At 60.7% G+C, this 26,905-nt stretch carries 30 protein-coding genes; 20 read left to right on the forward strand and 10 right to left on the reverse strand.

Translation table 11 applies throughout. From position 1 onward, the window contains the following. Positions 1-253: 253 nt before the first annotated feature. Both rhtA and ACQ4MY_RS21380 read left to right on the forward strand, forming a co-directional pair. Positions 254-1,141 carry a threonine/homoserine exporter RhtA gene (gene rhtA / locus ACQ4MY_RS21375; protein WP_440096389.1) on the forward strand — a complete coding sequence of 296 codons (888 nt, stop codon included), beginning with the start codon at positions 254-256 and terminating at the stop codon, positions 1,139-1,141. Between the two features lie 168 nt (positions 1,142-1,309). Then, positions 1,310-1,591 carry a hypothetical protein gene (locus ACQ4MY_RS21380; protein WP_158833364.1) on the forward strand — a complete coding sequence of 94 codons (282 nt, stop codon included), beginning with the start codon at positions 1,310-1,312 and terminating at the stop codon, positions 1,589-1,591. Here ACQ4MY_RS21380 and ACQ4MY_RS21385 read toward each other — a convergent pair. After that, positions 1,578-2,156 (reverse strand): TetR/AcrR family transcriptional regulator, encoded by a 579-nt coding sequence (locus tag ACQ4MY_RS21385; RefSeq protein WP_440096390.1) that lies wholly within the window; start codon positions 2,154-2,156, stop codon positions 1,578-1,580. The two genes, ACQ4MY_RS21380 and ACQ4MY_RS21385, sit on opposite strands and share 14 nt — an antisense overlap. Before the next feature lie 92 nt (positions 2,157-2,248). Here ACQ4MY_RS21385 and ACQ4MY_RS21390 point away from each other — a divergent pair, with 92 nt between their 5' ends. Beyond that, positions 2,249-2,977 carry an SDR family oxidoreductase gene (locus ACQ4MY_RS21390; protein WP_440096391.1) on the forward strand — a complete coding sequence of 243 codons (729 nt, stop codon included), beginning with the start codon at positions 2,249-2,251 and terminating at the stop codon, positions 2,975-2,977. A 39-nt stretch (positions 2,978-3,016) separates the two neighbouring features. Then, positions 3,017-3,613 carry a 2-hydroxychromene-2-carboxylate isomerase gene (locus ACQ4MY_RS21395; protein WP_440096392.1) on the forward strand — a complete coding sequence of 199 codons (597 nt, stop codon included), beginning with the start codon at positions 3,017-3,019 and terminating at the stop codon, positions 3,611-3,613. A gap of 49 nt (positions 3,614-3,662) precedes the next feature. On the opposite strand, the gene ACQ4MY_RS21400 is transcribed toward ACQ4MY_RS21395, so the two are convergent. From ACQ4MY_RS21400 to ACQ4MY_RS21415, 4 genes are all read right to left on the reverse strand, one after another. Then, on the reverse strand, positions 3,663-5,471 hold the full coding sequence (locus ACQ4MY_RS21400) for an aminopeptidase P family protein (protein ID WP_440096393.1): 1,809 nt from the start codon (positions 5,469-5,471) through the stop codon (positions 3,663-3,665). A 55-nt stretch (positions 5,472-5,526) separates the two neighbouring features. Then, complete coding sequence (locus ACQ4MY_RS21405) at positions 5,527-6,693, reverse strand: aminotransferase class V-fold PLP-dependent enzyme (protein WP_440096394.1); 1,167 nt, start codon at positions 6,691-6,693, stop codon at positions 5,527-5,529. Between the two features lie 205 nt (positions 6,694-6,898). After that, positions 6,899-7,513 carry a LysE family translocator gene (locus ACQ4MY_RS21410; RefSeq protein ID WP_440096395.1) on the reverse strand — a complete coding sequence of 205 codons (615 nt, stop codon included), beginning with the start codon at positions 7,511-7,513 and terminating at the stop codon, positions 6,899-6,901. A 101-nt stretch (positions 7,514-7,614) separates the two neighbouring features. Then, entirely contained in the window at positions 7,615-7,872 is a 258-nt protein-coding gene (locus ACQ4MY_RS21415) for a hypothetical protein (RefSeq protein ID WP_440096396.1), read from the reverse strand. A gap of 389 nt (positions 7,873-8,261) precedes the next feature. On the opposite strand from ACQ4MY_RS21415, the gene msuE reads away from it, so the two are divergent. From msuE to ACQ4MY_RS21435, 4 genes are all read left to right on the forward strand, one after another. Further along, complete coding sequence (msuE, locus tag ACQ4MY_RS21420; protein ID WP_440096397.1) at positions 8,262-8,825, forward strand: FMN reductase; 564 nt, start codon at positions 8,262-8,264, stop codon at positions 8,823-8,825. A gap of 10 nt (positions 8,826-8,835) precedes the next feature. Then, complete coding sequence (gene ssuD, locus ACQ4MY_RS21425) at positions 8,836-9,981, forward strand: FMNH2-dependent alkanesulfonate monooxygenase (RefSeq protein WP_008079343.1); 1,146 nt, start codon at positions 8,836-8,838, stop codon at positions 9,979-9,981. Between the two features lie 124 nt (positions 9,982-10,105). Beyond that, positions 10,106-11,293: an acyl-CoA dehydrogenase family protein gene (locus ACQ4MY_RS21430; RefSeq protein ID WP_045123338.1), complete on the forward strand. Its 1,188-nt coding sequence runs from the start codon at positions 10,106-10,108 to the stop codon at positions 11,291-11,293. Positions 11,294-11,317: 24 nt separating this feature from the next. Continuing rightward, positions 11,318-12,421, forward strand: coding sequence for a sigma-54 interaction domain-containing protein (locus ACQ4MY_RS21435; protein ID WP_440096398.1), 1,104 nt, complete (start codon positions 11,318-11,320; stop codon positions 12,419-12,421). Here the strand turns inward: ACQ4MY_RS21435 and ACQ4MY_RS21440 are convergent. Next, entirely contained in the window at positions 12,418-12,783 is a 366-nt protein-coding gene (locus tag ACQ4MY_RS21440) for an antibiotic biosynthesis monooxygenase (RefSeq protein WP_008088129.1), read from the reverse strand. The two genes, ACQ4MY_RS21435 and ACQ4MY_RS21440, sit on opposite strands and share 4 nt — an antisense overlap. 93 nt (positions 12,784-12,876) lie before the next feature. Here ACQ4MY_RS21440 and soxR point away from each other — a divergent pair, with 93 nt between their 5' ends. The 4 genes from soxR to ACQ4MY_RS21460 all read left to right on the forward strand — a co-directional run bounded on the left by soxR (position 12,877) and on the right by ACQ4MY_RS21460 (position 16,124). Further along, entirely contained in the window at positions 12,877-13,329 is a 453-nt protein-coding gene (soxR, locus tag ACQ4MY_RS21445; RefSeq protein ID WP_008088131.1) for a redox-sensitive transcriptional activator SoxR, read from the forward strand. A 252-nt stretch (positions 13,330-13,581) separates the two neighbouring features. Beyond that, positions 13,582-14,040 (forward strand): VOC family protein, encoded by a 459-nt coding sequence (locus ACQ4MY_RS21450; protein WP_008088133.1) that lies wholly within the window; start codon positions 13,582-13,584, stop codon positions 14,038-14,040. A 240-nt stretch (positions 14,041-14,280) separates the two neighbouring features. Further along, positions 14,281-15,156: an alpha/beta fold hydrolase gene (locus ACQ4MY_RS21455; protein ID WP_440096399.1), complete on the forward strand. Its 876-nt coding sequence runs from the start codon at positions 14,281-14,283 to the stop codon at positions 15,154-15,156. A 17-nt stretch (positions 15,157-15,173) separates the two neighbouring features. Beyond that, positions 15,174-16,124 carry a LysR substrate-binding domain-containing protein gene (locus tag ACQ4MY_RS21460; protein WP_440096400.1) on the forward strand — a complete coding sequence of 317 codons (951 nt, stop codon included), beginning with the start codon at positions 15,174-15,176 and terminating at the stop codon, positions 16,122-16,124. A gap of 143 nt (positions 16,125-16,267) precedes the next feature. Here ACQ4MY_RS21460 and leuD read toward each other — a convergent pair whose 3' ends face one another. After that, on the reverse strand, positions 16,268-16,882 hold the full coding sequence (gene leuD / locus ACQ4MY_RS21465) for a 3-isopropylmalate dehydratase small subunit (RefSeq protein ID WP_440096401.1): 615 nt from the start codon (positions 16,880-16,882) through the stop codon (positions 16,268-16,270). Beyond that, positions 16,879-18,297, reverse strand: a complete 1,419-nt coding sequence (leuC, locus tag ACQ4MY_RS21470) for a 3-isopropylmalate dehydratase large subunit (RefSeq protein ID WP_440096402.1) — start codon at positions 18,295-18,297, stop codon at positions 16,879-16,881. Before leuC ends, leuD begins: the two co-directional genes overlap by 4 nt. 372 nt (positions 18,298-18,669) lie before the next feature. Here leuC and ACQ4MY_RS21475 point away from each other — a divergent pair, with 372 nt between their 5' ends. Genes ACQ4MY_RS21475 through ACQ4MY_RS21510 form a run of 8 tightly spaced genes read left to right on the forward strand, consistent with a single transcriptional unit; the run spans position 18,670 to position 24,933 of the window. Beyond that, positions 18,670-19,869: a PepSY-associated TM helix domain-containing protein gene (locus ACQ4MY_RS21475; RefSeq protein ID WP_440096403.1), complete on the forward strand. Its 1,200-nt coding sequence runs from the start codon at positions 18,670-18,672 to the stop codon at positions 19,867-19,869. Then, entirely contained in the window at positions 19,866-20,408 is a 543-nt protein-coding gene (locus tag ACQ4MY_RS21480; protein ID WP_053122195.1) for a hypothetical protein, read from the forward strand. The genes ACQ4MY_RS21475 and ACQ4MY_RS21480 overlap by 4 nt, the downstream gene beginning before the upstream one ends. Continuing rightward, positions 20,405-20,746 (forward strand): hypothetical protein, encoded by a 342-nt coding sequence (locus tag ACQ4MY_RS21485; RefSeq protein WP_053122197.1) that lies wholly within the window; start codon positions 20,405-20,407, stop codon positions 20,744-20,746. Before ACQ4MY_RS21480 ends, ACQ4MY_RS21485 begins: the two co-directional genes overlap by 4 nt. Further along, complete coding sequence (locus ACQ4MY_RS21490; RefSeq protein WP_440096404.1) at positions 20,743-21,318, forward strand: DUF6162 family protein; 576 nt, start codon at positions 20,743-20,745, stop codon at positions 21,316-21,318. The genes ACQ4MY_RS21485 and ACQ4MY_RS21490 overlap by 4 nt, the downstream gene beginning before the upstream one ends. A 35-nt stretch (positions 21,319-21,353) precedes the next feature. Further along, complete coding sequence (locus ACQ4MY_RS21495) at positions 21,354-22,283, forward strand: metal ABC transporter substrate-binding protein (RefSeq protein ID WP_440096405.1); 930 nt, start codon at positions 21,354-21,356, stop codon at positions 22,281-22,283. Then, on the forward strand, positions 22,280-23,128 hold the full coding sequence (locus ACQ4MY_RS21500; RefSeq protein WP_440096406.1) for a metal ABC transporter ATP-binding protein: 849 nt from the start codon (positions 22,280-22,282) through the stop codon (positions 23,126-23,128). The genes ACQ4MY_RS21495 and ACQ4MY_RS21500 overlap by 4 nt, the downstream gene beginning before the upstream one ends. Then, positions 23,128-24,027: a metal ABC transporter permease gene (locus tag ACQ4MY_RS21505; RefSeq protein WP_007917717.1), complete on the forward strand. Its 900-nt coding sequence runs from the start codon at positions 23,128-23,130 to the stop codon at positions 24,025-24,027. The genes ACQ4MY_RS21500 and ACQ4MY_RS21505 overlap by 1 nt, the downstream gene beginning before the upstream one ends. Then, positions 24,028-24,933 (forward strand): metal ABC transporter substrate-binding protein, encoded by a 906-nt coding sequence (locus ACQ4MY_RS21510; protein WP_440096407.1) that lies wholly within the window; start codon positions 24,028-24,030, stop codon positions 24,931-24,933. Between the two features lie 200 nt (positions 24,934-25,133). Here ACQ4MY_RS21510 and ACQ4MY_RS21515 read toward each other — a convergent pair whose 3' ends face one another. Beyond that, the gene (locus ACQ4MY_RS21515; RefSeq protein WP_008088166.1) at positions 25,134-25,358 is read right to left on the reverse strand and encodes an MbtH family protein; all 225 of its coding nucleotides are present in this window, start codon (positions 25,356-25,358) and stop codon (positions 25,134-25,136) included. 83 nt (positions 25,359-25,441) lie between these two features. Next, positions 25,442-26,854 (reverse strand): aspartate aminotransferase family protein, encoded by a 1,413-nt coding sequence (locus tag ACQ4MY_RS21520; protein ID WP_158833323.1) that lies wholly within the window; start codon positions 26,852-26,854, stop codon positions 25,442-25,444. Between the last annotated feature and the right edge of the window lie 51 nt (positions 26,855-26,905).

Raw genomic sequence — 26,905 nt, forward strand, 5'->3', positions numbered from 1 at the left:
TGGCTTCGATGAACTGAAGCACTTGCTGCCGAAACCTACACAACTCATTGAATCTCAAGGAGTTTTCCGTTTCGACTGCGCCGGAAGTGGGGCGAATTATAGACATCTGAAATCTACCGTCAACCCCTAATTCAGGTTTTCTATCAACGCACGCAAAAAGCCTGCTTATATATAGACGCCAATGCGCCGAATGCGCAGTATATTGCCCAACAATCAATAAAATGCCTGATCTGACCTTGGACGATGCCACGCAATGACTGACCAACCTCGCACTCTCGCCTCAATGCTGTTCCCGGTTGGCCTGCTATTAATAGCCATGGCATCGATCCAGTCCGGCGCTTCCCTGGCGAAAAGCATGTTCCCGGTGATCGGCGCACAGGGGACAACCACGTTGCGGCTGATCTTCGCCAGCGTGATCATGCTGTTGCTGCTGCGCCCATGGCGAGCCAGGCTCACCGCCAAGTCGCTGCGCACAGTGATCGTTTACGGCATGGCCCTGGGCGGCATGAACTTTCTCTTCTATATGTCTTTGCGTACGGTACCGCTGGGTATTGCCGTCGCCCTGGAATTCACCGGCCCGCTGGCCGTTGCTATTTATGCCTCCCGCCGAGCCATCGACTTTCTATGGATAGCCCTGGCCGCAGCGGGCCTGTTGCTTCTTATACCTACAGGTGCGACAACCGCGGGAATCGACCTGGTCGGGGCCGGGTATGCATTGGGAGCAGGTGTTTGCTGGGCGCTCTATATTCTGTTCGGCCAGAAAGCCGGCGCTGACAACGGCGTCACGACCGCCGCATTGGGCGTCATGATCGCAGCGCTGTTCGTTGCGCCCATCGGCATCGTCCACGCCGGTGCCGCACTGCTGACACCTTCGTTGATTCCGATCGCCATTGGCGTCGCCATCCTGTCCACCGCCCTGCCCTACACACTGGAAATGGTCGCCCTCACTCGCCTGCCCGCACGAACCTTCGGCACACTGATGAGTATCGAACCCGCGTTCGGCGCCTTGTCCGGTCTGCTGTTTCTGCAGGAATACCTCACGCTGTCACAATGGATGGCGATTCTGTGCATTATTCTGGCGTCCGTTGGAGCCACGCTGACCATGGGCAGTAGCGCCAAGCCTGCCATTGCGGCAGATTGAAACGGGATTTGACGAAGGTCTGGCAATTGGCGCTGATTTAGGCCATGTTTAAGCGTCTAACTCAGTGCCAGATATGGATTTTTTCGGACAGGGATTTCAGAACGCTTCAAGCGCGATCGAATGCAGGCAGACCCGAACGTCAGACTCGAGGCTGTCATAAGGACGGTAATGAAACGAATTTTGATAGTGATCGCCATACTGGCAGTAGCAGGTTGTGCGGCGACCTCGGAAACTCAGGTAAAACGCGGAAAAAAAGGGTTGCACATCAACTGCTCGGGGCTCTCGTCCTCCTGGGACAAGTGTTATGCCAGCGCTGCCAATTCCTGCGCGCCAAAGGGCTACAAGGTGATCGCCAAATCGGGTGACGCCGTGGAAGAACCCGGCGACTACCCGTTTGGCCTCAACCCTGCCGGCTATACCAGCCGCAGCATGATCGTCATCTGCAAATAGATCGGTGCGGCTGGGCGATCTGACGACCAATCTCTTCATGGCTGGACGTAAGCACCGCTCGTTGCATGTCCGGCGTGGCCAGCATGCGTGCGACGACCAGTGCACCAACACACTGGGACAGGACCGACCATGCCAGGCTGTCACTCTCAAGTATCTGCGCCCAACTCTGCTGCAGTCGACAGATCCACAGCTCGGCTTGCTCTCGCACTTGCAGGTCAGACCGGGCAATTTCTGCGCCCAACGCCGGCAACGCACACCCCGCCTCAGGCTGCTCGACATGGGCCATGCTCAGATAGTGTTTGAGGCAACGCTCCAGACGCTGGCGGTCCTGCACGCCCTGTCCACCCAAGCGTTCCAGACTCTGACCCAACTCCCGCTCGACAATGGCCGTGAACAGCGCGTCCTTTGACGAAAAATGGCTGTAGAACGCCGCGCCACTCAGACCGATCGCCTTCATCAAGCCATCCACACCAACGGTGGAAAAACCGGATCGCTTGGCCGACAAAGCACTGCTTTCGAGCAACTTCTCGCGGGTTTCCAGCTTGTGACTGGCGGAGTAACGCATGTGTTTGGCCTCGACATTGACTCGCTTGACGTTGTCGAAATCCTAGCATAACGTTCGTTCACTTAACGATCGTTTACTAAAGGGATCTGCCCATGAATAACAAGAAGGTCGTATTGGTTGTCGGCGCTGGCGACGCCACTGGCGGGGCGATTGCAAAGCGCTTTGCCAAAGAAGGCTTCATCGCCTGCGTCACGCGGCGCAGCGCCGACAAGTTACAGCCGCTGGTGGAGGCCATTCAGGCCGACGGCGGCGAAGCGCATGGATTCGCCTGCGACGCGCGCAAAGAAGAAGACGTTATCGCGTTGATCGAAGACATCGAAACCCGCGTCGGCCCGATTGAAGCGTTTGTCTTCAACATTGGCGCCAACGTGCCCTGCAGTATTCTCGAAGAAACCGCGCGCAAGTATTTCAAGATCTGGGAAATGGCCTGTTTCTCGGGTTTCCTCAATTCACGTGAAGTGGCCAAGCGCATGGTCGCCCGTCAGCGCGGCACGATTCTATTCACCGGCGCCACCGCCGGGCTTCGCGGTGCCTCCGGGTTCGCCGCGTTTGCCGGTGCCAAACACGGGATTCGCGCCTTGGCACAAAGCATGGCGCGAGAGCTGGGCCCAATGAACATCCACGTCGCCCACGTGGTGGTCGACGGCGCCATCGATACCGACTTCATTCGCAACAGTTTCCCCGAGAAGTACGCCACCAAGGATCAGGACGGTATTCTCAATCCTGAACACATCGCCGAAAACTATTGGTATCTGCACAGCCAGCCACGTGACGCCTGGACGTTCGAACTGGACCTGCGTCCATGGAATGAACGCTGGTAAGCCCTCCCCCTGCATAACAATAAAGAGAGTGCAGCAATAATGACGAAAACCGTGGAGTTCTATTTCGACCTCGGCAGCCCTGCCACGTATCTGGCCTACACCCAACTGCCGAAAATCTGCGCACAGACCGGCAGCGAGTTGATCTACATTCCAATGCTGCTGGGGGGCGTGTTCAAAGCCACCGGCAACGCATCACCGGCGATGATTCCGGCCAAGGGCCGCTACATGTTTGAGGATCTGGATCGCTACGCCAAGCGGTATGACGTACCGCTCACGTTCAATCCGCACTTCCCGATCAACACGTTGATGTTGATGCGCGCGGTCACCGGCATTCAATTGCATCATCCAGAACGCTTTCAGGCCTTTATCGATTGCCTGTTCCACGCTCTTTGGGTTGAAGGACGCAGCCTAGATGAACCCGAGACAGTCGCGGCAGTATTGACTGAACAAGGTTTTGACCCGCAGACCGTACTGGCATTGGCCAATGACGAATCAGTCAAAGCCGTGCTCAAGGAAAATACCGAAACAGCAGTTAAACGCGGCGTCTTCGGCGCCCCCAGCATGTTTGTCGGCCAGCAGTTGTTCTTTGGTCAGGATCGACTCGACTTCGTCGAACAGGCATTGCGCCAGAGCTAGAACGAAGCCACGACCCGGGCGCTGGCAACAGCGCCCGGGCGACAATCGCTTAAATAGCGGCAGTGCGGGTATTCAGCCACTCCAGCGCAGCGCCGTTGAGCAATGGACTCAAACGCTCACGTACTTGCGCGTGGTAGGCATTGAACCACTGCTTCTCCTCCTGACTCAGCAACGCCGGCAACAGACACCGCGTGTCGATCGGGCAGAGGGTCAAGGTTTCAAACTTGAGGAAATCGCCAAACTCGCTGCTACCGGCCTCGCGATTCATCGCCAGGTTCTCGATGCGCACACCCCAACGCCCAGGGCGATAGGTGCCCGGTTCGATCGAAGTGATCATCCCCGGCTGCATGGCGGTCTGCGGTGCAGGCGCTGCTTGATAGGCGATGACCTGCGGGCCCTCGTGAACGTTGAGGAAATAGCCAACGCCGTGACCGGTGCCGTGACCGTAATCGACGTTATCCGCCCAGATCGGCGCCCGCGCGATGGCATCCAGCAGCGGCGACAGAATGCCTTTCGGGAAATGCGCTCGGGACAGGGCAATCACGCCCTTCAACACCCGTGTGCAATCGCGTTTCTGCTCTTCGGTCGGCGTACCGACCGGCACCATCCGCGTGATGTCGGTAGTGCCGCCGAGGTATTGGCCACCCGAGTCGATCAACAGCAGGCCATCGCCTTCGATCACCGCGTGTTCTTCTTCAGTGGCGTGATAATGCGGCATCGCGCCGTTGGCGTTGAACGCAGCGATGGTGTTGAAACTCAACGACACATAATCCGGACGACGCTCACGCGCTGCGGTGAGTTTTTCGTCGATGGTGAGCTCGGTGATGCGTTCGCGCCCCCAGGCCGATTCCAGCCAGGCGAAGAATTCGCACAGCGCCGCACCGTCCTGCTCCATCGCCTTACGGATGTGCTGAGCATCCGCTTCACTTTTTTGCGACTTGGCCAAGGTGGTCGGGTTCAGACCTTCGACCAGCGTTACTTCACCGTCGAGATTATCCAGCAGGCCACGGGTGACCCGCGCCGGATCCACCAGCAAGCTCTCGCCACTCGGTACCGCACGCAAGGCCTCTGCGACTTCGCTGTAATCACGCAGCGTCACGCCATCCTTCTCCAGCACCGCGCGCAAATCTTCATCAACCTTGCTCAACGCCACGAACAAAGTCGCTTGCTGTTGATTGATCAGCGCAAACGAAACAAACACCGGGTTGAACGAGACATCACCGCCGCGCAAGTTGAACAGCCAGGCGATGTCGTCCAGGGTCGCGATGAAATGCCAATCAGCGCCGCGTTCCTGCAAGGTTTTGCGCAAGCTGGCGAGTTTTTCGCCACGGCTGACCGTCGCTTGCGGCGGCAGATGCTGATAGATCGCTGCGTTCGGCAGGCTCGGGCGATCACTCCAGACTTCATTGAGCAGATCGATGTCCGTACGCAAACGAGCGCCCCGCGCTTCCAGTTTGCTGCTCAACGTGCGGGCCGAGGCCACGGCCATCACCGCACCGTCCACCGCGACCACGCCACCTTCTGGCGTCTGTTCGGCCAGCCAGTCCAGCGGGCTCGGTTGGCCCGGTTGCAACTTGACCAGTTCGATGCCGCTGCCGTTGAGCTCCTTGGTCGCCTGTTCCCAGTAACGACTGTCGGCCCAGACCCCGGCGAAATCGTCAGTGACAATCAACGTGCCGACCGAACCGTGGAAACCCGACAGCCACTGCCGGCCCTGCCAGTAACCCGGCAAATATTCCGACAAATGCGGGTCGGCGGACGGCACCAACAACGCATGAATGCCTTCGCGGCGCATCAACTCACGGGTGTGCGCCAGGCGCTGGGGCACCGATCCTTCGGTCGAGGTCTGGGTACTCATCATGTCTCCTGCTAATCACTTATTCGTTATTGTTCGTAGCCGTCAGGACGGCTGGTTAAAGCCCTGTCGCCCAGAATGCCGGAGCACTGGCGCAGGCGCTCTTTATCAGTTCGCAAGCCTTGTCGATGTCCTCGGCAGTGGTGAAACGGCCGAGACTCAGGCGAATGGTGCGCCCGGCCAGATGCGCGTCGTGGCCGAGTGCCAACAGCACGTGGGAAGGCGCGTTGCTCGCCGAGTTGCAGGCCGAGGTCGCGGAAAACGCGATCGAATGACTCAACGCAGCGCTGTTGAATTCGCCCTCGCTGAAAGTCAGGCTCAAGGTGTGCGGAATGCGCTGGCTGGCGCTGCCATTCAGGCGCACACCCGGCAGGCTCGACAGTTGTTCGAGCAAGCGTTCGCGCAACGCGACGATCGAAGCTTTTTCCTCATCGAACGCAGCAGCCGCCAAGGCAAACGCCGAACCCATTCCAGCTATCTGATGAGTTGCCAGCGTCCCGGAGCGCAATCCACCTTCGTGACCGCCGCCGTGAATCTGCGCCTGCAAACGCTGTTGCGCCCGCGGGCCGACGTACAACGCGCCAATACCTTTGGGGCCGTAGAGTTTGTGCGCCGAAAACGACATCAGGTCGACCGGCAACTGCGCCAGATCGATCGCCACTTTGCCGGCACCCTGCGCCGCATCGACATGAAACAGCGCCTCGCGGCTGCGCACCACCTCGCCAATCGCCTGAATGTCGTTGAGCGTACCCAGTTCGTTGTTAACCAGCATCAGTGACACCAGAAAGGTGTCCTCGCGCATCGCTTCGCTGACCGCCTGCGGCGTGATCAGCCCGTCGGCGTCCGGCACCAGATAGGTCACGGCGATGCCGCCGTCCTGCAACTGGCGGGCGGTATCGAGGATGGCCTTGTGTTCAATCTGGCTGGTAATGATGTGGCCGCCGGGCACACCGCGTGCCTGCGCTACACCCTTGAGGGCGAGGTTATTGGACTCGGTTGCACCGGAGGTCCAGACAATCTGCTCGGCATTCGCGCCGACCAGCTCGGCGACTTGCCGGCGGGCCTGCTCGACCGTGTGCCGGGCCTGCTGGCCGAAGGCGTGGGAGCTGGAGGCCGGGTTGCCGAAGTTACCGTGAAACCCCAGACATTCGATCATCACCTGGATGACCCGCTCGTCCACCGGGGTGGTGGCGGCGTAATCGAAATACAACGGACGTGTGTTCATAAAAGACTCGCAGAGCGTGTTCCGGGATCAGGAGGCTCGTGTCTGCAAACGGCACCGCGCAGCCTTGTGAGCTGCGCGTCGGTTCGAGAGCGTCATCAATACCTGATCGGATGCCGTTAAAGAAGAACAACTTCATTTAAAAGTGCGTAGGAACGCTCCTGAAGTCGAGCTTAACAGGCATCGGCCCGGCGGTTGAAGCAATGCATCAGCTAAAGCTTTCGAGAAGTAACGGATACAGCGAAATCACCAACAACACCGCCATGCCCCAGTTGAACACGCGCAACCAGCGCGGCTCCTTCAGGACATTGCGCAGCAAGGTGCCGCAGGCTGCCCAGAGGCCGACACTCGGCAGGTTGATGATGGCGAACACTGCTGCGATCACCAGCACATTGGTGAAATAACCCTGCATTGGCGTGTAAGTGCTCATAGCACCGATGGCCATGATCCACGCTTTGGGGTTGACCCACTGAAACGCCGCAGCGCCGAGATAGCTGATCGGTTTCGCTTCGCCCTGCGCGCTGTCGCCGACCGGCCCGGAGTGGGCGATTTTCCACGCCAGATACAACAGATACGCCGCGCCGACGTAACGCAGCACCGTGTAAAGAATGGGATATGTCTGGAATACCGCCCCGAGGCCGAAACCCACCGCCACAACCAATACGAAGAAGCCGCAGGTGATCCCGAGCATATGCGGAATGGTTCGGTTAAAGCCGAAGTTCACCCCAGATGCCAGCAACATGGTGTTGTTGGGCCCCGGTGTGATCGAGGTGACGAGGGCGAACAGGGCAAAGCCCAGCAACAAATCAAGCGAAAGGGTCATGGCAGACAATCCATCTGGGTCATTCAGGTGTTGACCCTATCCCACGCCGCCCGGCAAACCCACGGACAGTTGGGTAAAACTTCTGGCAGTACAGTTTGTTATCAGCTTGGCCGACCGTGCAGCTGTACGGCACGCTCAGCGCTCATTTCAGCTTTTTTGTCGAACTGTGTCTGACCGAGCAATCGGGCTTTCTTGGCGTGGTATTCGTCGAACGACAGACCGCTACGGTTCAACGCCTCCATCGCCAGCTCCTGGGATTCTTCGGCGGTATAGGGCCGCAGTTCCGGGGAAACATGACCGGCACAACCAGCGAGTACGGAAACAGCGAGCATCAGCGAAACAGTCAGTAAATGATTCATGGGAGCGTCCTGGCGAGCAGTGTGGGTCGATGGAGAAAGGCTACGCCCGGGCACGCTCGCGCAGAAATCAACGCTTTCGATAGTGGCTATCGGGTTTCGCGCATCTAACACCACATATTTCTAATCGATCTATAAATATCTAATAACAGTCTTTTACGGAATAACAGCTAGCCTTTATAACTCCCTCTCATGCGCTCATCACTGTTGCTCCAGCAACTGTTGCTCAGGCAACACGCGTTCAACAAAGCGTCCTGAAATCTGCACAGCTGCTCGCCCGCGCAATACGCAAAGCCCCGTAAACCGGGCCCCACAGGAATTGGTACAGCGCTTGCTCAAGCCTGGTGACTTACTCACTGCTCGCTGAGCAACTGTTGAAAAAGGAACTGATCATGTCGCGTCCCCTGAAAGTCGTCGCTGTGTCCGGCGGTACCTGGCGTCCATCGCGCACGCTGGTGCTGACCCAAGCCCTGCTGTCCGAACTGGGCGGACATTTACCGATCGAGAGCCACCTGATCGAACTCGGCGACATCGCCCGTGCGCTGGGCGGCGCCCTCTCGCGTCAGGAACTGAGCGCTGAGGTCGAGGCCGAGCTGCAAGCCATCGAACAGGCCGATTTGCTGATCGTCGCCGCACCGGTTTATCGCGGTTCCTATCCGGGCCTGCTCAAGCACTTGTTCGACCTGATCGACCTCAATGCCCTGATCGACACCCCGGTGTTGCTCGCCGCCACCGGGGGCAGCGAACGCCATGCGCTGGTGCTCGATCACCAATTGCGACCGCTGTTGAGTTTCTTCCAGGCGATGACGTTGCCGATTGGCGTGTACGCCACCGAAGCCGATTTTGCCGATTACCAGATCACCAGCGAAGCGCTGAAAGCGCGTATCCGCCTGGCCGCTGAGCGCGCCGCGCCGCTGTTCGTTAGCCAGATCAAACCGTTGCTGAAGATCGCTTAAGGAGCTGTTCATGGATGTTTTCTGGTTCCTGCCGACCCACGGCGACGGTCACTACCTGGGCACCACCCAAGGCGCGCGCCCGGTCACCCTCAATTATCTGAAACAAGTGGCGCAGGCCGCCGACAGCCTCGGTTATCACGGTGTGCTGATTCCCACCGGACGCTCCTGCGAAGACTCGTGGGTGATTGCCTCAGCGCTGGTGCCTTTGACTGAGCGCTTGCGGTACCTGGTGGCGATTCGTCCGGGGATTATTTCGCCGACGGTTTCGGCGCGTATGGCTGCGACGCTGGACCGATTGTCCAACGGCCGCTTGTTGATCAACGTGGTGACCGGTGGCGATCCGGATGAAAACCGTGGCGACGGCAGCTTCCTCAGCCACAGCGAACGCTACGAAGTCACCGATGAATTCCTGAAAATCTGGCGCCGCGTATTGCAGGGCGAATCGGTGGATTTCGAGGGTAAACACCTGAAAGTGCAGAACGCCAAAGCGCTCTACCCGCCCGTGCAGAAGCCTTATCCGCCGCTGTACTTCGGCGGCTCGTCTGACGCTGCGCATGACTTGGCGGCCGAACAGGTCGATGTCTATCTGACTTGGGGTGAGCCACCGGCCGCCGTCGCGGAGAAGCTCGCCGACGTGCGCGAGCGCGCGGCACGGCACGGGCGCACGGTGAAGTTCGGCATTCGCCTGCACGTGATCGTGCGTGAGACCGCCGAAGAGGCTTGGAAAGCCGCCGACAAATTGATCGAGCACATCAGCGACGAAACCATCGAGGCCGCACAGAAATCCTTCTCACGTTTCGACTCCGAAGGCCAGCGGCGCATGGCCGCGTTGCACGATGGCCGCCGCGACAACCTCGAAATCGCCCCCAACCTGTGGGCCGGGGTCGGGCTGGTGCGCGGCGGTGCCGGCACCGCACTGGTCGGCGATCCGCAACAAGTGGCGGCGCGGATCAAGGAGTACGCGGACCTGGGCATCGAAAGCTTCATTTTCTCCGGCTACCCGCACCTCGAAGAGGCTTACCGCTTTGCCGAACTGGTGTTCCCGCTGCTGCCCGAACCGTACGCAAGCCTGGCCGGGCGCGGTGTGACCAACCTGACCGGACCGTTCGGCGAAATGATCGCCAACGACGTACTCCCCACAAAAGCCACGGCATAAACAAATCCCCTGTAGGAGCTGCCGCAGGCTGCGATCTTTTGATCTTTTTTTAAAAAAATCAAAGGCAAAAGATCGCAGCCTGCGGCAGCTCCTACAGGGGGTGCTTGAATTCAGGAGTGTTGGTGTGACTGCCAAACCGCAAAGTACGTTGCTATCCCCGTTGCAAACCGCCCGCCAACTGGCCGCCGAGTTTGCCCTCACCGCTGTCGAACGCGACGAACGCGGTGGCACGCCGAAAGCCGAGCGCGATGCCCTGCGCGACAGCGGCCTGCTGGCCCTGAGCATACCCACTCGCTACGGCGGCCTCGGCGCGAGCTGGAGCGAAACCCTGCAAATCGTCCGCGAGTTCGCCAAGGTCGACAGCTCGATCGCCCACGTCTTCGGTTTTCACCACCTGATGCTCGCCACCGTGCGCCTGTTTTCGCGGCCGGAACAATGGCAGCCGTGGTTCGAACAGACCGCCCGCCAGAACTGGTTCTGGGGTAACGCGCTCAACCCGCTGGACACCCGCACGGTGGTCAAGGATCTCGGTGGCTGGCGCGAGTTTTCCGGCAAGAAGAGTTTCTGCTCCGGCGCCAGCGACTCGCAGATGCTGATCGCCTCGGCGGTCGATGAAAGCGCCGGCGGCAAATTGCTCATCGCCGCAATCCCCAGCGGCCGCAGCGGCATCACCCTGCACAACGACTGGAACAACATCGGCCAGCGCCAGACCGACAGCGGCAGTGCGACGTTTGAACGGGTGCGGGTCGAAGAGTCGGAATTGCTTCTCGACCCCGGCCCGTTGAGCACGCCGTTCGCCTGCCTGCGACCGCTGATTGCGCAGCTGACATTCACCCATATGTTCCTCGGGATTGCCGAAGGTGCCTTCGAAGAAGCGCGCCAATACACCCTCAGTGAAACCCGCCTCTGGCACAAATCCTCGGCGCGCAGCGTGCGTGAAGACCCTTACGTGCTCGCGCATTACGGCGAGTTCTGGGTCGCCCTCGAAGGTATTCGCTTGTTGGTCGAACGCGCGGCGGCGCTGCTCGACGAGGCCTGGGCCAAAGGCCCGAACCTCAGCGCCGAGGAGCGCGGCCAGGTCGCCACGGCGATCGCCACCGCCAAAGTCGCCGCCAGCCGTCAGGGCCTGGACATCTGTAGCCGACTGTTCGAAGTGACTGGCGCGCGCTCGACCCACGCCTCGCTGCGCCTCGACCGGCACTGGCGCAACCTGCGCACGCAAACCCTGCACGATCCGCTGGATTACAAGCTCCATGAGCTGGGCGACTGGGCGCTGAACCAGTCGCTGCCGGTGCCGACGTTCTATTCCTGATTCTTTCCTTTGTGGAGCGAGCCCATGCAACTGCTGACCCTACCGCCCTCACCCGCCCTGGCGACGTCGATCCGCGCCACTGCGCAGGTGTTCGAAGACCCGAAGTCCCAGGCCCTGCTCGCGCATCTGCAACAAGTCGCGCCGAGCGAAGCCAGCGTGTTGATCATCGGCGAGACCGGCACCGGCAAAGAGTTGGTCGCCCGGCATATCCACAACTTGAGCCATCGCCGCCATCGGCCCTTCATTGCGGTGAACTGCGGGGCATTCTCCGAATCGCTGGTGGAGGCCGAATTGTTCGGTCATGAAAAAGGCGCCTTCACGGGCGCCTTGAGTGCCAAGGCCGGCTGGTTCGAGGAAGCGGACGGCGGCACCTTGTTTCTCGATGAGATCGGCGATCTGCCGATGGCGATTCAGGTGAAGTTGCTGCGGGTCTTGCAGGAGCGCGAAGTGGTGCGGCTGGGCTCGCGCAAAAGCATTCCGATTGATGTGCGGGTATTGGCGGCGACCAACGTGCAACTGGAAAAAGCCATCAACGCAGGGAATTTCCGCGAGGATCTGTATTACCGACTGAACGTGGTCAATCTGGAGCTGAGCCCGTTGCGCGAACGCCCCGGCGATATCCTGCCGCTGACCCGGCATTTCATCGAAGCCTACAGTCAGCGCCTCGGGTACGGGCGGGTCAGCATCAGCCCCGGTGCCGAGCACAAACTGCGCGGCTACAGCTGGCCGGGCAACATCCGCGAGCTGGAAAACGTCATCCATCACACTCTGTTGATCTGCCGCAACGGCGTGATCGAGCGTGATGATTTACGCCTGTCCAATCTGCGCATCGAACGCCCGGACGACCAGCACGCCAGTGTTGATGACTCTCCGGAAGCACTGCTTGAGCAAGCCTTTCAAAAACTCTTCGCGCAGCAGGCCGGTGCGCTGCACGAAAAGGTTGAAGACGCTTTGCTGCGCGCCGCTTATCGCTTCTGCCATTACAACCAGGTACACACCGCCGCGCTGCTCGGGCTGAGCCGCAACGTCACGCGCACGCGACTGATCAAGATCGGCGAACTGGCGGTGAACAAACGGCGCCTCACGGAAAACCTGCACGGCGAGCGTTTGATTCAACTGTCGATCTAACCGACCAGGTTGCAGTGCAGCGCATCGTCGTGACTGCGGGCGATGCTGCTCAGCACCTGGAAGGAATTGAAGGTGATCGTTTTCGCCTGATGCGTGTGAATCAGTTGCCAGAAATCCTGCTCACCGCTTTCAAAGCTGCGTAACGCCGCCTCCCCCGCTTCGCGGGTCTGCCATTGCAGAAAGCTCAATACGCGGCGGCCGTCATCGCTGGCCTGCACGCTGGCACTGACAAAGCCCTCATAACGCTGGGCCAGACGCTCTGACTGTACAGACAGCGCATTGACCAATGCCGGTTGCTGGCGCGGCTCGATCTCGAATTCGATCAACTGAGTGAAACTGCGGTTTTTCGCTGATGCTTGCATGAAAATCCCCACTTGGCGGTAAGGCGAATCTTGCGACTCGAAGGCCTGCAGGGTAAAACCTCTAGTTAAGTCAAGGTCAAGAGCTGTTTTCAGATGATCAGCAAAGAAAACCTGCACAAACAGTTAACCGTCGGCGAAGTCGCGGCACGCAGTGGCGTGGCGGTGACGGCGCTGCATTTCTATGAGTCGAAGGGGCTGATCAAAAGCCAGCGCAACGCCGGCAATCAGCGGCGTTATCCGCGTGAGGTGCTGCGGCGGGTAGCGTTGATCAAGGTCGCGCAACGCCTGGGTATTCCGTTGGCGGAGATTGGCGAAGCGCTGAAGATTCTGCCTGATGATCGCGCGCCGACGGCGGCAGACTGGAAAGTTTTGTCCGAGCAGTGGCGGCGGGAACTGGATGAGCGGATCGAGCAATTGACGCTGCTGCGCGATCGGCTGAATGGCTGTATTGGCTGTGGCTGCCTTTCAATGCAAGCCTGCCCGCTGCGCAATCAGGGCGATGTGTTGGGTGAAAAAGGGCCCGGGCCGCATTTCCCAAAGGATTAATCGATTTCAGGAGGCTTTTGTGGTGAGGGGATTTATCCCCGATGGGCTGCGAAGCAGCCCCTAAGCCAGTCAATTAGGTATTACTGTAAAAATGGGGACTCAGGTTTTGGGGCTGCCTTGCAGCCCATCGGGGATAAATCCCCTCACCACAGGGGTTGCATGCTCTTGCTGCTCGTCGGGCAAAAGTCAGCACTGCGCGGACAGTTCTATAGTGATTCTTCACCTCGCAAAACAACAATCAGGGAGTACGTCATGAGCGTCAAACCCATTCCCGAGGGGTATCACAGCATTACCCCGTATCTCGGCATTCACAAAGCCGCCGAGGCCATCGACTTCTACAAAAAGGCTTTCGGTGCCACCGAAGTCATGCGTTTATCCATGCCGGACGGCGGTATCGGCCATGCCGAACTGCGCATCGGCGACAGTGCAATCATGCTCGGTTCGCCGTGTGATCAAGGGCCGTTGAGCAGCCCGGACAATGCCGTGTCGGTCGGTTTGCATTTGTATGTGACGGATGTCGACAAATCCTTTCAGCGAGCGCTGGATGCCGGGGCGACGACGGTGTCGGAGGTCAAGGATCAGTTTTACGGTGATCGCAGCGGGACGTTGAAGGACCCGTATGGGCACCTGTGGTTTCTGGCCTCGCGCAAGGAGGATTTGACGCAAGAGCAGATCAGGCAGCGGGCGATGGAGATGTTCAGCCAGGGTTGAATTTCTCGGTGAAATTGATGGCCTCATCGCGGGCAAGCCCGCTCCCACAGGGATCTGTGGTGTGACCGCTTTCTACGCTACACCACACAACCCTGTGGGAGCGGGCTTGCCCGCGATGGGGCCGGTACAGACGAACACATCACATTTCATGAACCGGCCCATCACGCTTTGCGCCTTGCCCCAAACCCCGGACACTTTCAGGATGCAGGCAACAAGCCCCCTGAAACAAGGATCAGCCCGATGTTTGCCGGATTCCTCAAAGACCAGCGTCACGTCAACGGCGTCGACATTGCCTGCCGCGTCGGCGGCAGTGGGCCGGGCCTGTTGCTGTTGCACGGCCACCCGCAGACCCACGTCATCTGGCACAAGATTGCCGAACAACTGGCCGAACACTTCACCGTGGTCGCCGCCGACCTGCGCGGTTACGGCGACAGCAGTCGCCCCGACGCTGACGAGTTGCACCGCGGTTACTCCAAGCGCGAAATGGCCCGCGACAATGTCGAATTGATGAAAGCACTGGGCTTCGAGCAGTTCTCGATCCTCGCCCACGACCGTGGCGCGCGGGTCGCTCATCGCCTGGCGCTCGACCACCCCGCCGCCGTGCAACGCATGCTGTTGCTGGACATCGCGCCGACCCTGTCGATGTACACGCAAACCAACGAAGCCTTCGCCCGCGCCTACTGGCACTGGTTCTTCCTGATTCGCCCGGCGCCGCTACCGGAAACGCTGATCGAAGCCAACCCGGAAGGTTATCTGCGCAGCGTGATGGGCAGTCGCAGCGCCGGGCTCAAACCGTTCACCGATGAAGCCTTCAGCGAATACCGGCGCTGCCTGCAACAACCCGGCAGCGCACGCGGCATCTGCGAGGATTACCGCGCCAGCGCCGGCATCGATCTGGAACACGACCGGGCCGACATCGCTGCCGGACATCACCTGAGTTTGCCACTGCGCGTATTGTGGGGCGCCGAAGGCACCGTCGGCCGCTGCTTCGATCCGCTGAGGGAATGGCAGCAAGTGGCGACGAATGTCTCCGGCCAGGCCCTGCCCGCCGGCCACTACCTTGCCGAAGAAGTCCCCGAACGGGTGCTCGCCGAAGCGCTGGCCTTCCTGCGCTGAGCAAAACCCCCAATGCTATGCTCGCGGCTCCTGCCGCCAGTGTGCGTTTTGCCATGCCCCAGAACAAAGACACCGTGCCCCTGCCCGAAGACCTGCGAGTGCTGCTCACCGTGATCCGCCAGAACGGCTTTGCCGCCGCGGCCGATGAGCTGGGCCTGTCACCGGCTTACGTCAGCAAACGTATCCAGATTCTCGAAACCACCCTCGGCACTCGCCTGCTGCACCGCACCAGCCGTCGCGTTTCGCTGACCGAGGACGGTGAACGGGTGCAACGCTGGGCGTTGCGCATTCTCGATGACTTTCAGCAACTGCACGACGAACTTTGCGACGCTCACGACAGCCCGCGTGGGCGTTTGCACCTGTGCAGCAGCTTCGGTTTCGGGCGCAATCACGTGGCGCCGGCGGTGTCGTTGCTGGCCGAACGTTATCCCGACCTGGAGATTCGCCTCGACCTGTTTGACCGGGTCGTGGACATCATCAATGAAGGCTTCGACCTGGAGATCCGTGTCGGTGATGACCTTCCCGGGCAGCACATCGGTCGACAACTGGTGAGCAATCGGCGCGTGTTGTGCGCGGCGCCCGGCTATCTGCAACGGCGCGGCACCCCGCTGACGCTGGAGGACTTGCGCCAGCATGACTGTCTGGTGATCAAGGAACGTGACAACGCCTTCGGCATCTGGAATCTGGACCGTGACGGCGGCGAGGAAAGCGTGCGGGTCAGCGGGCCGTTGTCATCGAACAATGGCGAGATTGTTCTGCAATGGGCGCTGGATGGGCGTGGGATTTTGCTGCGTTCGTTGTGGGATGTGAAACCGCTGCTGGAGCAAGGGTTGCTGGTGCAGGTGCTGGAAGATTACGGGCAGAGCGCGAATGTCTGGGCGGTGTACCCGACACGGTTGGCGCATTCGGGGAAATTACGCGCGTGTGTGGAATTCTTGCAGGAGCACTTCAAAAGCCTGTCCCTGTAACCCCAAACACCCAAACACCTTAACACCTTAACACCACGAAACCCTGTGGGAGCTGGCTTGCCAGCGATGGCATCAGTACATCCAACATCATTTTTGCAGACACACCGCCATCGCTGGCAAGCCAGCTCCCACAGGTTATGCGTTTAACTTAGCCACGGGTTGGCAGCCAGGTGTTGGCGTTCGAATGCGCTGATCTGGTCGCGGCGTTGCAAGGTGCTGCCGATCGCGTCCAGCCCCAACAACAGCGACGTTTTGCGCAACGCATCAATGTGGAAATCGACCACGCTGCCATCTGCGAGGCTGATCCGCTGCGCCTGCAGATCGATACTGAGCCGCGCCGTTTCAGCCTCGCCGACAAGCGTTCCGATTTGCTGCACCTGCGCCTCTTCCAGGGTGATCAACAACACGCCGTTGCGTTGGCAATTGTCGTAAAAGATCCCGGCAAAACTGCTGCCGATCAACGCGCGAACGCCAAGTTGCTGCAACCCCCACACCGCGTGCTCACGACTGGAACCGCAGCCAAAATTCGGCCCGACCACCAAAAAACTCGCGCCTTGCCACGTCGCTTGATTCAACACGAAGTCGGGGTTGGGCGTGCCATCGGGCAAAAACCGCAGATCGAAAAACACGCCGCGATCCAGCCCTTGCCGGTCGATGCCCTTGAGAAACTGTTTGGGCATGATCACGTCGGTGTCGACATTGGCCGCCAGAAACGGCGCGGCCTGACCGCTGACCTGAGTGAAGGGTTGCAGGCTCATGGGCGTTCTCCAAAGTGGCGGATGTCGGTGAGTCGACCGCTGATCGCAGCGGCGGCGACCATTGCCGGGCTCATCAGATGCGTGCGCGCTCCGGCGCCCTGCCGGCCCTCGAAATTACGGTTGGTGCTGGATGCGCAGCGGTCGCCGGGGGCGAGCACGTCATCGTTCATCGCCAGGCACATCGAGCAACCGGACTGACGCCATTCAAAACCGGCGTCGATGAAAATCTGCGCAAGACCTTCCGCCTCTGCCTGCGCCCGCACCTCACTGGAACCGGGCACGATCATCGCGCGTACATGCCCGGCGACCTGTTGCCCGCGCACGACGCTGGCAGCGTCGCGCAAATCTTCGATCCGCGCGTTGGTGCACGAGCCGATAAAGGCGTGGCTGATGACAATATCGCTGAGCGCCATGCCCGCTTCGAGGCCCATATAGTTGAGGGCGCGGCGCATGTCCTGACGCAGGATCGGATCGCTGATCAATTGCGGATCCGGCACTCGCGCACCGATGGCAGCGGCCTGATCCGGGCTGGTGCCCCAGGTCACCATTGGTTCCAGCCCACTGGCGTCGAGGTGTATTTCGCGATCGAACACCGCGCCGGGATCGCTGCGCAATTCGCGCCATTTTTCCACGCCGCGATCCCACAACTCACCTTGGGGCGCGCGCGGTTTGCCTTTCAAGTAGCTGAAGACTTTCTCGTCCGGCGCCATAAAGGCCCCGCGCGCACCGGCCTCGACGGCCATGTTGCAAATGGTCATGCGCGCTTCGACGCTCAAGGCATCGATGGTCGAACCGCAGAATTCGATGGCGTAACCGGTGGCCCCGGACGCGCCGATCTGGCCAATCAGCGCCATGATCACGTCTTTCGAAGTCAGGCCCGGTGCCAGTTCGCCGTCCACCGTGACGCGCAGGCTTTTCAGGCGTTTGTAGACCAGCGTCTGCGATGCCAGCAGGTGCTCGATTTCCGAGGTGCCGATCCCGAAGCCGAAAGCTCCCAGTGCGCCATAGGTCGTGGTGTGGCTGTCGCCGGCAGCGATGACCATGCCTGGCAGAATAAAACCCTGCTCCGGGGCGATCACATGTTCGATGCCTTGGCGCTTGTCGAGGATGTCCAGCAGTTCGATACCGAAGTCCCGGCAGTTTTCCGCCAGATACGACACTTGCCGGGCGCCGCCGGCATCGGGCATCGCGGCGATACGCAGCGGCGTAGTCGGGTTGACGTGATCGACCACCGCCAGCGCCGTGCCCGGTCGCCAGACCTGGCGCCCGGCAGCGCGCAGGCCGCTGAAAGCCTGCGGGCTGGTGTACTCGTTGATCACCTGACGATCGATATACAGCAGGACATGGCCCTGATCGTCGAGGCAGCACACCGTGTGCGAATCGATATGTTTGTCGTAAAGGGTTCTGGGACTCATCAGGGCGTTCACTCAAGCAATCCGGGTGATTGCCATCATAGGCAGGCGCTGCCGCCCATCAATTGCCAGACAGTGATCGCGCGGATCATGAATCGTGTTCAATCCCCCCCTGTAGGAGCTGACGAGTGAAACGAGGCTGCGATCTTTTGACCTTGAAAAATAGAATCAAAAGATCGCAGCGTGCCGCAGCTCCTACAGGAGAGATTGCGAAACATTTGCTTTCATATCGCCTTTCGGGATTTGCCTCTCTCATTCGTCTTATAGAGATGCAGGCCGTTCGCGTAGGCAAAAGCCACGAGCGGTCGTTCGGGGACTGCTGTGCTGCGAAGCCCGTAGTGCCGCGCCCTCCCACCGAAATCAAGACGCGCAATCATGTCGAAGAAATCCCGCTCCAAACTGTGGTTCCTCGTTCATAGCTGGCTGGCGTTGCCGATCTGGTTTTTTGTCCTGATCGTCTGCGTCACCGGTACCTTGGCGGTGGTCAGCCAGGAAATCGTCTGGCTGGCGAACCCGCAAATGCGCGCCAGCCAGCCGACCGACGACGCGCCGCTGCTCAGCTACGACCAGGTACTCGCGGCGATCAAAAAAGCCGAACCACGCACCGTGGTCGAGAGCATCAGCCGCCCGGATGAGTCGCATTTTGCCCTGGACGTGCAGGTCAGCTACCCGGACGGCCGCGAGCAGACCGTTTACGTCAACCCGTACACCGGGGTGATTCAGGGAGTCGCGCCCGATTTCAACTTCCAGGCCTTTACCCGCGCCCTGCATGGCTGGTGGCTGGTGCCGTTCACCAACGGTTTCAGTTGGGGCTGGTACCTGGTGTCGTTCCTCGGCCTGCCGTTGCTGGCTTCGCTGGTGACCGGGCTGGTGGTTTATAAACGCTTCTGGAAAGGATTCTTTAGTCCGACCCTGCGCTTTCGCCACGGCGCGCGAATCTTCTGGGGCGATTTCCACCGCCTCAGCGGCATCTGGTCGATCTGGTTTATCGCCGTCATTTCGATCACTGGCACCTGGTTCCTGATTCAGGCGCTGCTGTTCGACAACCACATTTCCATCTCCAGCGAACCGATCATTCCGGCGATGTCCCGTGAAGCGGTGCCGATCTCGGCCGACGGCAGCCCGCCGCCGCGCATCAGCCTGGATCGCGCCATTGAAATCGCCCAAGAGAAAATTCCCGGCCTGGAAATCAGCTTCGTCAGCCTGCCGGCCAACGCCTACACCCATCTGAACGTCGGCGGCCGCGGCTGGTATCCGTTGATGTTCCAGACCGCGACGCTCGATCCTTACAGCGGTGAGTTGGCCACTTCACGTTTGTTGAGCGACCGTACCTCACTGGAGTTTGTCACCGAATCCATGCGTCCCCTGCACACCGGCGACTTTGGCGGGTTGTGGATCAAGTTGATCTGGTTCTTCTTCGGCCTGCTGCTGAGCATGATGGTGCTCAGCGGTTTGTTGATCTGGACCAAACGCACGGCGCTGGCCACGGCCAATGCACTCAAGCGTGAATCGAAGAAAAACCGCGTGCAGGCGCAACCGGCGATGCGCCGGGAAACGTCGGAGGTCAACCCATGAGCAAGTCCGCAGCTTTGCCGCAACCGTCGCGCTTGAGCGTGTTCTGGCACAAATGGCGTTTCCACATCAACGTGCTGTTGCTGCTGATTCCGCTGGGTTTCATGCCGAAGTACTTCGCCGATGTCGCGCTGTTTCGCGGCGATGCCGGCCTCGGTGAACGCGAAGTCGGCGAAATCGCGGTCGGCCCGTGGAGCCTGCGCCTCGCCGAATTGCGCAACGAGGCGCCACGCCTGGAAGGCCCGGCCGGCTACATGAAAGGCTTTAACGCCGCGCTTTGTGATGCCTGTATCGACAAGGTTAAAGCCACTTATCTGCGCATCGGCAAGCCGCGCAGCCTGCGCGCCGCCGGGGTGATTTTCTTCGGCGCGCCGTACCGCATGGGCGCGCAGTTGCCGGTGCCGGAGAAAACCAAAGCCGACGCCGAACTGTGGATCACCATGGAAGGCTGGGACGGCAGCATGCACCAGGCCTCGATTCCCCTGAGCCAGGCCTCCCCCGCCACCATTGCCTGGCTGACTCAACAAGGAGCCAAACCATGACCCGCTCGCAACGCCCTTCCCGCCTGCGGCTGAGCGCCGCGTTACTGGTGCTCTGCGCCGGTTTCACTGGCAGCGCTCTGGCGCATAACCCGATGTGCGAATGCAAAGCCATCGACGCCGACCAGATCAAATGCACCGGTGGTTTTTCCGACGGCAGCGGCGCCCCCGGCGTGACCCTCGACGTGATCGGTTACGACGAAACCATTCTGGTACCGGGCAAGCTTGGCAGCGATTCAACGCTGACCTTCAAGAAACCCGGCGCCGAGTTCTACGTGCTGTTCGACGCAGGCCCAGGCCACGTTGTTGAAATCGACCAAGCGGATATTGAGGCCCCATGAGTACGCCCACCACGCAAGTCGTCCGCCCGGCCGGTGCCGGCCATGAAACCCTCAATGTGTTGCTGTTGTGCCTGCTGATTCTGGCGGTCGCCGGTTCGGTGGTGGCGTGGCGCGGGGTGTCGCATGAGCCGGAGCCGGTCGCCAGCAATCAGTTCGATGCGCGCCGCGATCTCAGTGCTTCCGAGCAGGGCATCTACGCCGATCTGCGAGTGACCCTCGACGAAATCCGCCTGCTGCGCGAAGACCAGCAAACGTTGCCATCGCCGCAGAATCTCGCCGACGAAGGTTTCGCCCCGTTTGCTCAGGATGCGAGTTCGGTCAGCCGTGGCGGTCATGCCTGGCAATTGCTGGCCGACACTGCCTACTTTGGCCACAGTCAGGCACCCGCCGTCGCTGGTTCATTCGTGATGCTGTTGAGCGCCGATCACAGCGCTGCACCGGACATCTGGCTCAACCGCGACGCCGATCTCAAGGTGCCGACCGAACTGACCGACGCCGCCCTGTCCGCGTCGGGCTGGAAACAGATCGTCGCGCAATACGATGCCGGGGTTACCCGCGAACATCGCCATTGATTCCTCGCCCTCACCCGAGAGAAGACCGTTTGCCCATGTCTATTTCATCGCCTCGCCGTCCCTTGTTGCGTATGTTTCTGGTCGGCCTCTGCGCCTGCCTGCTGAGCCCGCTGGCCAGCGCCGATCAGGCCAAGCGCCTGCGCATCGGCATCACCCTGCATCCTTATTACAGCTATGTGGCGAACATCGTCGGCGACAAGGCCGAGGTCGTGCCGCTGATTCCCGCCGGTTTCAACCCGCATGCTTACGAGCCGCGCGCCGAAGACATCAAGCGCATCAGCGGGCTGGACGTGATCGTGCTCAACGGTGTCGGCCATGATGATTTTGCCGACCGCATGATCGCCGCCAGCGAAACACCGAACATCAAGACCATCGAAGCCAACGAAAACGTGCCACTGCTGGCCGCCACCGGGGTCGCTGCGCGCGGCGCCGGCAAAGTGGTCAACCCGCACACGTTTTTGTCGATCAGCGCCTCGATCGCCCAGGTCAACAACATTGCCCGCGAGCTGGGCAAGCTCGACCCGGACAACGCCAAGACCTACACGCAAAACGCCCGCACCTACGGCAAACGCCTGCGGCAGATGCGTGCCGACGCGCTGGCCAAGCTGACCCAGGCGCCGAACGCCGAGCTGCGCGTCGCCACCGTCCATGCCGCTTACGACTATCTGTTGCGTGAGTTCGGTCTGGAAGTAACCGCCGTGGTCGAGCCGGCGCACGGCATCGAGCCGAGCCCGAGCCAGTTGAAGAAGACCATCGATCAACTGCGCGAACTGGACGTGAAAGTGATCTTCTCGGAGATGGATTTCCCGTCGAGTTACGTCGATACCATTCAGCGTGAATCCGGGGTGAAGCTGTACCCGCTGTCGCACATTTCCTACGGCGAATACACCGCCGACAAGTACGAAAAGGAAATGACCGGCAACCTCAACACCGTGGTGCGGGCGATTCAGGAGTCCGGCGCATGACCTCAAAAGAAACCCTGATCGCCGACCACACCGAATCCCCTGTAGGAGCGAGCCTGCTCGCGATGGGGCCAGGTCAGCCGGCATCATTGTTGGATGACACTCCGCTATCGCGAGCAGGCTCGCTCCCACAGGTTTCGGGGCCGACTCTGGATTTTGCGGGGGGTTGTCTGACGCTGGGGCGTACGACGATTCTCGACAAGGTCACCTTCCAGGTGCAGCCCGGCAGCGTCCATGCACTGGTCGGCCCCAACGGTGGCGGCAAGAGTTCGCTGATCAAAACCCTGCTCGGGCAGATGCCGCATCAGGGCCAGCTCAGCCTGCACTGGCCCGGCGAGCCCGGCACCATCGGTTATGTGCCACAGGCACTGGAATTCGATCGCGGTTTGCCGATGACCGTCGACGATTTCATGGCCGCGATGTGCCAGCGTCGCCCGGCGTTCCTCGGTTTGAGCAAACACTACGCCGGCGCCATCGGTGATGCGCTGGAACGCGTCGGCATGCAGGACAAACGCAAGCGCCGCATGGGCGCGCTGTCCGGCGGTGAACGGCAGCGGGTTTTGCTCGCACAGGGTTTGATTCCGGCGCCGCAATTGCTGGTGCTCGATGAGCCGATGTCCGCGCTCGACGAAGCCGGGATTCAGGTGTTCGAACGCCTGCTCGGCGATTGGCGCGCGGCCGGCATCACCGTGTTGTGGATCGAGCATGATCTGGAAGCCGTCGGTCGTCTGGCCGATCGCGTCACCGGCCTCAACCGTCGTGTGTTGTTCGACGCCTCGCCTCGCGAGGCGTTGACCCCGGAGCGTCTGCTGACACTGTTTTCGACCCATCCACGGAGCGCGAGCTGATGAGTTACGAAGCCTTTCGTTTGATGGTTCAGGGGTGGGCCTCGTCCGGTTACCTGCCGGAAGCGCTCGCTTATGGGTTTGTCGTCAATGCGTTGCTCGCCGGCCTGCTGATCGGCCCGGTACTCGGCGGCCTCGGCACGCTGGTGGTGGTCAAGCGCTTCGCGTTCTTCTCCGAAGCGGTCGGCCACGCGGCGCTGACCGGTGTGGCCATCGGCATTCTGCTCGGCGAACCCTACACCGGGCCGTACGGCAGCCTGTTTGGTTACTGCCTGTTGTTCGGCATCCTGCTCAATTACCTGCGCAACCGCACCGGTCTGGCGCCGGATACCTTGATCGGCGTGTTCCTCTCGGTCTCGCTGGCCTTGGGTGCGAGCCTGCTGCTGATTCTCGCCGGCAAGATCAACGTGCACATTCTCGAGAACGTGCTGTTCGGTTCTGTATTGACCGTCAACGGCAATGATCTGGCGGTGCTGGCCATCGTCGGTTCGCTGGTCATGGCATTGGCGCTGCCACTGTACAACCGCATCATGCTCGCCAGTTTCAATCCGCAACTGGCGGCGGTGCGCGGCGTCGCGGTGAAGACCCTGGATTACCTGTTCGTGATTCTGGTGACGCTGATTACCGTCGCGGCAGTGAAAGTCATCGGCGCGATTCTGGTCGGTGCCCTGCTGGTGATTCCGGCGGCGGCAGCGCGTTTGCTCAGCCAGTCGCTCAAGGGCTTTTTCTGGTGTTCGGTGTTGATTGCCACGGTCAGCACCTTGTGCGGGATTCTCGCGCCGATCGTCTTCGATCTGCCAATTCCGTCCGGCGCCGCGATCATTCTGGTCGCCGGCATCGCCTTCGCCCTCGCCGCCATCGCGCGCGGTGTCGTCCCGAGCCTGAAAGGGAATCTTGGATAAATGACTTTTTCAATGCGCAAACTGACTTTGGCCATGGCCCTGTGCGGCGTCGTCTGCACGCCACTGCTCGCCGCCGAAAACGCTAAACCGCTGCGGGTTCTGGCGTCGCTGCCGATCACCTACGGCTTGGGTGAAGTGCTGCTCAAGGGCACCGACATCAACCTCGAACGCGCGGCACCGGCGAACCTGCCGGGCAGTCGCCAGACCGCCTACTTCACCGGGCGTGGCGCGCCGGCGCTGAGCAAACTGGCGACCGGTGCCGACGCGGTCATCGGCGTACGCTCGCTGTGGGCTGACGATCCGCTGTATCCGATTTCTCGGCGCAGCAATATTCGTATCGTTGAAGTCGACGCGGCACGGCCGGTCGACGGTGCCCTTCCCGGCATCGCTGTGCAGCCAGGTCTGAAGATCGATGGCTTGAACAGTCAGCCATGGCTTTCCAGCAACAACATGGGCCGCATGGCCGACGTCATGGCGGCGGATCTGGTGCGCCTGGCACCGAGCGCCAAACCTGCGATCGAAGCGAATCTGGCGGCGTTGAAACAGCGCCTGCTCAAGCTCAGCGCCGACAGCGAGGCGCGCCTGGCCAGTGCCGACAACCTGAGTGTGATGAGTTTGAGCGATCACTTCGGTTATTTGATTGGCAGCCTGAATCTGGAGCTGATCGCAGAGGATCCGCGTCCGGATGCGGAGTGGACGCCGGAGGATCTGAAAAAGCTGACAGCCACGCTCAAGGACAATGACGTGGCGGTGGTGCTGCATCATCGCCAGCCTGCGGAGGCGGTGAAAGCGGCGATTGCCGAGTCGGGTAGCCGGTTGCTGGTGTTGAGCACCGATGCGGCGGATCCGGTGGCGGAGCTGGAGGGGAATGTGGATCTGCTGCTCAAGGGGTTGAGCGGGGCGTAATTTCATCCGAGACCGCGTTATCGTTCATCGCTGGCAAGCCAGCTCCCACAGGGTTCGCGGTGAACGCAGATTTTGTAATCCCCCCGATACCTGTGGGAGCTGGCTTGCCAGCGATGAGGCCCTGATCATCAACACAAATCCAGGGCATGAAAAAACCCGCTGACCATCACTGGTTCAGCGGGTTTCTTTTTGCCGGGCGCTTATTGCGCCACGGCCTGCGCTTCCATCTTCTGGCGCAGGCTCAGCGGACGCATGTCGGTCCAGACTTCTTCGATGTAGGCCAGGCATTCCTTTTTCAGGCCGCTCTTGCCCACGGTGCGCCAGCCTTCCGGCACGGCTTTGTAGTCCGGCCAGATCGAGTACTGCTCTTCGTGGTTGACCACGACCTGAAAGAGGATGTCCTCGCGGTCGAATACTGACGTCATGCTGGTTCTCCATCGTTGTAAGGGTGGGCTGCACAACGGGTGCAGCCGGGTATGTAGAAAGAACGTTCGGCGCGGCGAAAAATTTACACGGCGGCGGTCGCGGCCACCAAGGCACGGCCGAAGATCTCGGCAACACGGTCGATTTCAGCGGCGGTAATCACCAGCGGCGGCAGGAAACGCACCACCGCACCGTGACGGCCGCCCAGCTCCAGGATCAGCCCGCGTTTGAGGCACTCGCGTTGCACCAAAGGCGCCAGAGCCGCGAACGCCGGCGGATGACCGAGGGCATCCGGCGCACCGTTCGGGTCGACCAGTTCAACACCGAGCATCAGGCCACGGCCACGAATGTCGCCCAGCTGCGGGAAGTCGCGCTGCAGGATGCGCAGGTGCTCGCTCAGGCGTTCGCCCATGGCCGCGGCGTGCTCGCAGACCTTGTGCTCGACCAGATAACGCATCACCGCAGAACCGGCGGCCATCGCCATCTGATTGCCACGGAACGTGCCAGCGTGTGCGCCCGGTTGCCAGGTGTCGAGCCAGTCGCGATAAACCACCACGGCCAGCGGCAGGCTGCCACCGATGGCTTTGGACAGCACCACCACGTCAGGCGTGATGCCGGCGTGTTCGAAGGCAAACATCTTGCCGGTACGGGCGAAACCGCTCTGGATCTCGTCGACGATCAACGCCACGCCAGCCTTCTCGGTAATTCGGCGCAGGCCGCGTAGCCACTCGATGTCGGCGGGTATCACCCCACCCTCGCCCTGCACGGCTTCAACGATCACGGCGGCGGGCAGTTGCACGCCGGCTTCGGGGTCGTTGAGCAGGTTTTCCAGATAACTCAAATTGGCTTTGACGCCCGCAGCACCACCGAGGCCGAACGGGCAACGGTAGTCATACGGGAACGGCATGAACTGCACGCCGCTGCTGAGCAACGCGCCCAACGGCTTTTTCGGCCCCAGGCTGCCCATCAGGCTCAAAGCGCCCTGGCTCATGCCGTGGTAACCACCGGAAAACGACAGTACGGTGCTGCGCCCGGTGGCGGTGCGCACCAGTTTCAGCGCCGCTTCCACTGCGTCAGTGCCGGTCGGGCCGCAGAACTGGATTTTCGCCTCCGCCGCGAGGGCAGACGGCAGCAGGCCGAACAGGTCCTGAACGAATTGATCCTTGACCGGTGTGGTCAGATCGAGGGTGTGCAACGGCAATTCATCGGCCAGCACTTGCTGGATCGCTTCGATCACCACCGGGTGATTGTGGCCGAGCGCCAAAGTGCCGGCACCGGCCAGGCAATCGATAAAGGTGCGACCTTCAACGTCTTCGACGTACAGGCCTTTGGCACGCTTGAGCGCCAGCGGAATGCGCCGTGGATAACTGCGGGCGTTGGATTCCTGTTGCGCCTGACGCGCGAGCAACGGCGACTCGTTGAACTGGTACAGCGTTTCCGCTGGCGCCGAGCTGACCCGGGCCGACGACTCTTCGATAAGGCTGGTGGCGACTGACATCTCTCGACCCCTCAATACGCTATGGATAGTGACCAAAACAGCACACCGCAC

It is taken from the genome of Pseudomonas sp. SM4 (assembly GCF_051913165.1).
GTDB lineage: Bacteria > Pseudomonadota > Gammaproteobacteria > Pseudomonadales > Pseudomonadaceae > Aquipseudomonas.

Coding starts and splice junctions, on each gene's coding strand:
- rhtA (WP_440096389.1), top strand. CDS start 254: ATGACTGACCAACCTCGCACTCTCGCCTCAATGCTGTTCCCGGTTGGC.
- ACQ4MY_RS21380 (WP_158833364.1), top strand. CDS start 1,310: ATGAAACGAATTTTGATAGTGATCGCCATACTGGCAGTAGCAGGTTGT.
- ACQ4MY_RS21385 (WP_440096390.1), bottom strand. CDS start 2,156: ATGCGTTACTCCGCCAGTCACAAGCTGGAAACCCGCGAGAAGTTGCTC.
- ACQ4MY_RS21390 (WP_440096391.1), top strand. CDS start 2,249: ATGAATAACAAGAAGGTCGTATTGGTTGTCGGCGCTGGCGACGCCACT.
- ACQ4MY_RS21395 (WP_440096392.1), top strand. CDS start 3,017: ATGACGAAAACCGTGGAGTTCTATTTCGACCTCGGCAGCCCTGCCACG.
- ACQ4MY_RS21400 (WP_440096393.1), bottom strand. CDS start 5,471: ATGAGTACCCAGACCTCGACCGAAGGATCGGTGCCCCAGCGCCTGGCG.
- ACQ4MY_RS21405 (WP_440096394.1), bottom strand. CDS start 6,693: ATGAACACACGTCCGTTGTATTTCGATTACGCCGCCACCACCCCGGTG.
- ACQ4MY_RS21410 (WP_440096395.1), bottom strand. CDS start 7,513: ATGACCCTTTCGCTTGATTTGTTGCTGGGCTTTGCCCTGTTCGCCCTC.
- ACQ4MY_RS21415 (WP_440096396.1), bottom strand. CDS start 7,872: ATGAATCATTTACTGACTGTTTCGCTGATGCTCGCTGTTTCCGTACTC.
- msuE (WP_440096397.1), top strand. CDS start 8,262: ATGTCGCGTCCCCTGAAAGTCGTCGCTGTGTCCGGCGGTACCTGGCGT.
- ssuD (WP_008079343.1), top strand. CDS start 8,836: ATGGATGTTTTCTGGTTCCTGCCGACCCACGGCGACGGTCACTACCTG.
- ACQ4MY_RS21435 (WP_440096398.1), top strand. CDS start 11,318: ATGCAACTGCTGACCCTACCGCCCTCACCCGCCCTGGCGACGTCGATC.
- ACQ4MY_RS21440 (WP_008088129.1), bottom strand. CDS start 12,783: ATGCAAGCATCAGCGAAAAACCGCAGTTTCACTCAGTTGATCGAATTC.
- soxR (WP_008088131.1), top strand. CDS start 12,877: ATGATCAGCAAAGAAAACCTGCACAAACAGTTAACCGTCGGCGAAGTC.
- ACQ4MY_RS21450 (WP_008088133.1), top strand. CDS start 13,582: ATGAGCGTCAAACCCATTCCCGAGGGGTATCACAGCATTACCCCGTAT.
- ACQ4MY_RS21455 (WP_440096399.1), top strand. CDS start 14,281: ATGTTTGCCGGATTCCTCAAAGACCAGCGTCACGTCAACGGCGTCGAC.
- ACQ4MY_RS21460 (WP_440096400.1), top strand. CDS start 15,174: ATGCTCGCGGCTCCTGCCGCCAGTGTGCGTTTTGCCATGCCCCAGAAC.
- leuD (WP_440096401.1), bottom strand. CDS start 16,882: ATGAGCCTGCAACCCTTCACTCAGGTCAGCGGTCAGGCCGCGCCGTTT.
- leuC (WP_440096402.1), bottom strand. CDS start 18,297: ATGAGTCCCAGAACCCTTTACGACAAACATATCGATTCGCACACGGTG.
- ACQ4MY_RS21475 (WP_440096403.1), top strand. CDS start 18,670: ATGTCGAAGAAATCCCGCTCCAAACTGTGGTTCCTCGTTCATAGCTGG.
- ACQ4MY_RS21480 (WP_053122195.1), top strand. CDS start 19,866: ATGAGCAAGTCCGCAGCTTTGCCGCAACCGTCGCGCTTGAGCGTGTTC.
- ACQ4MY_RS21485 (WP_053122197.1), top strand. CDS start 20,405: ATGACCCGCTCGCAACGCCCTTCCCGCCTGCGGCTGAGCGCCGCGTTA.
- ACQ4MY_RS21490 (WP_440096404.1), top strand. CDS start 20,743: ATGAGTACGCCCACCACGCAAGTCGTCCGCCCGGCCGGTGCCGGCCAT.
- ACQ4MY_RS21495 (WP_440096405.1), top strand. CDS start 21,354: ATGTCTATTTCATCGCCTCGCCGTCCCTTGTTGCGTATGTTTCTGGTC.
- ACQ4MY_RS21500 (WP_440096406.1), top strand. CDS start 22,280: ATGACCTCAAAAGAAACCCTGATCGCCGACCACACCGAATCCCCTGTA.
- ACQ4MY_RS21505 (WP_007917717.1), top strand. CDS start 23,128: ATGAGTTACGAAGCCTTTCGTTTGATGGTTCAGGGGTGGGCCTCGTCC.
- ACQ4MY_RS21510 (WP_440096407.1), top strand. CDS start 24,028: ATGACTTTTTCAATGCGCAAACTGACTTTGGCCATGGCCCTGTGCGGC.
- ACQ4MY_RS21515 (WP_008088166.1), bottom strand. CDS start 25,358: ATGACGTCAGTATTCGACCGCGAGGACATCCTCTTTCAGGTCGTGGTC.
- ACQ4MY_RS21520 (WP_158833323.1), bottom strand. CDS start 26,854: ATGTCAGTCGCCACCAGCCTTATCGAAGAGTCGTCGGCCCGGGTCAGC.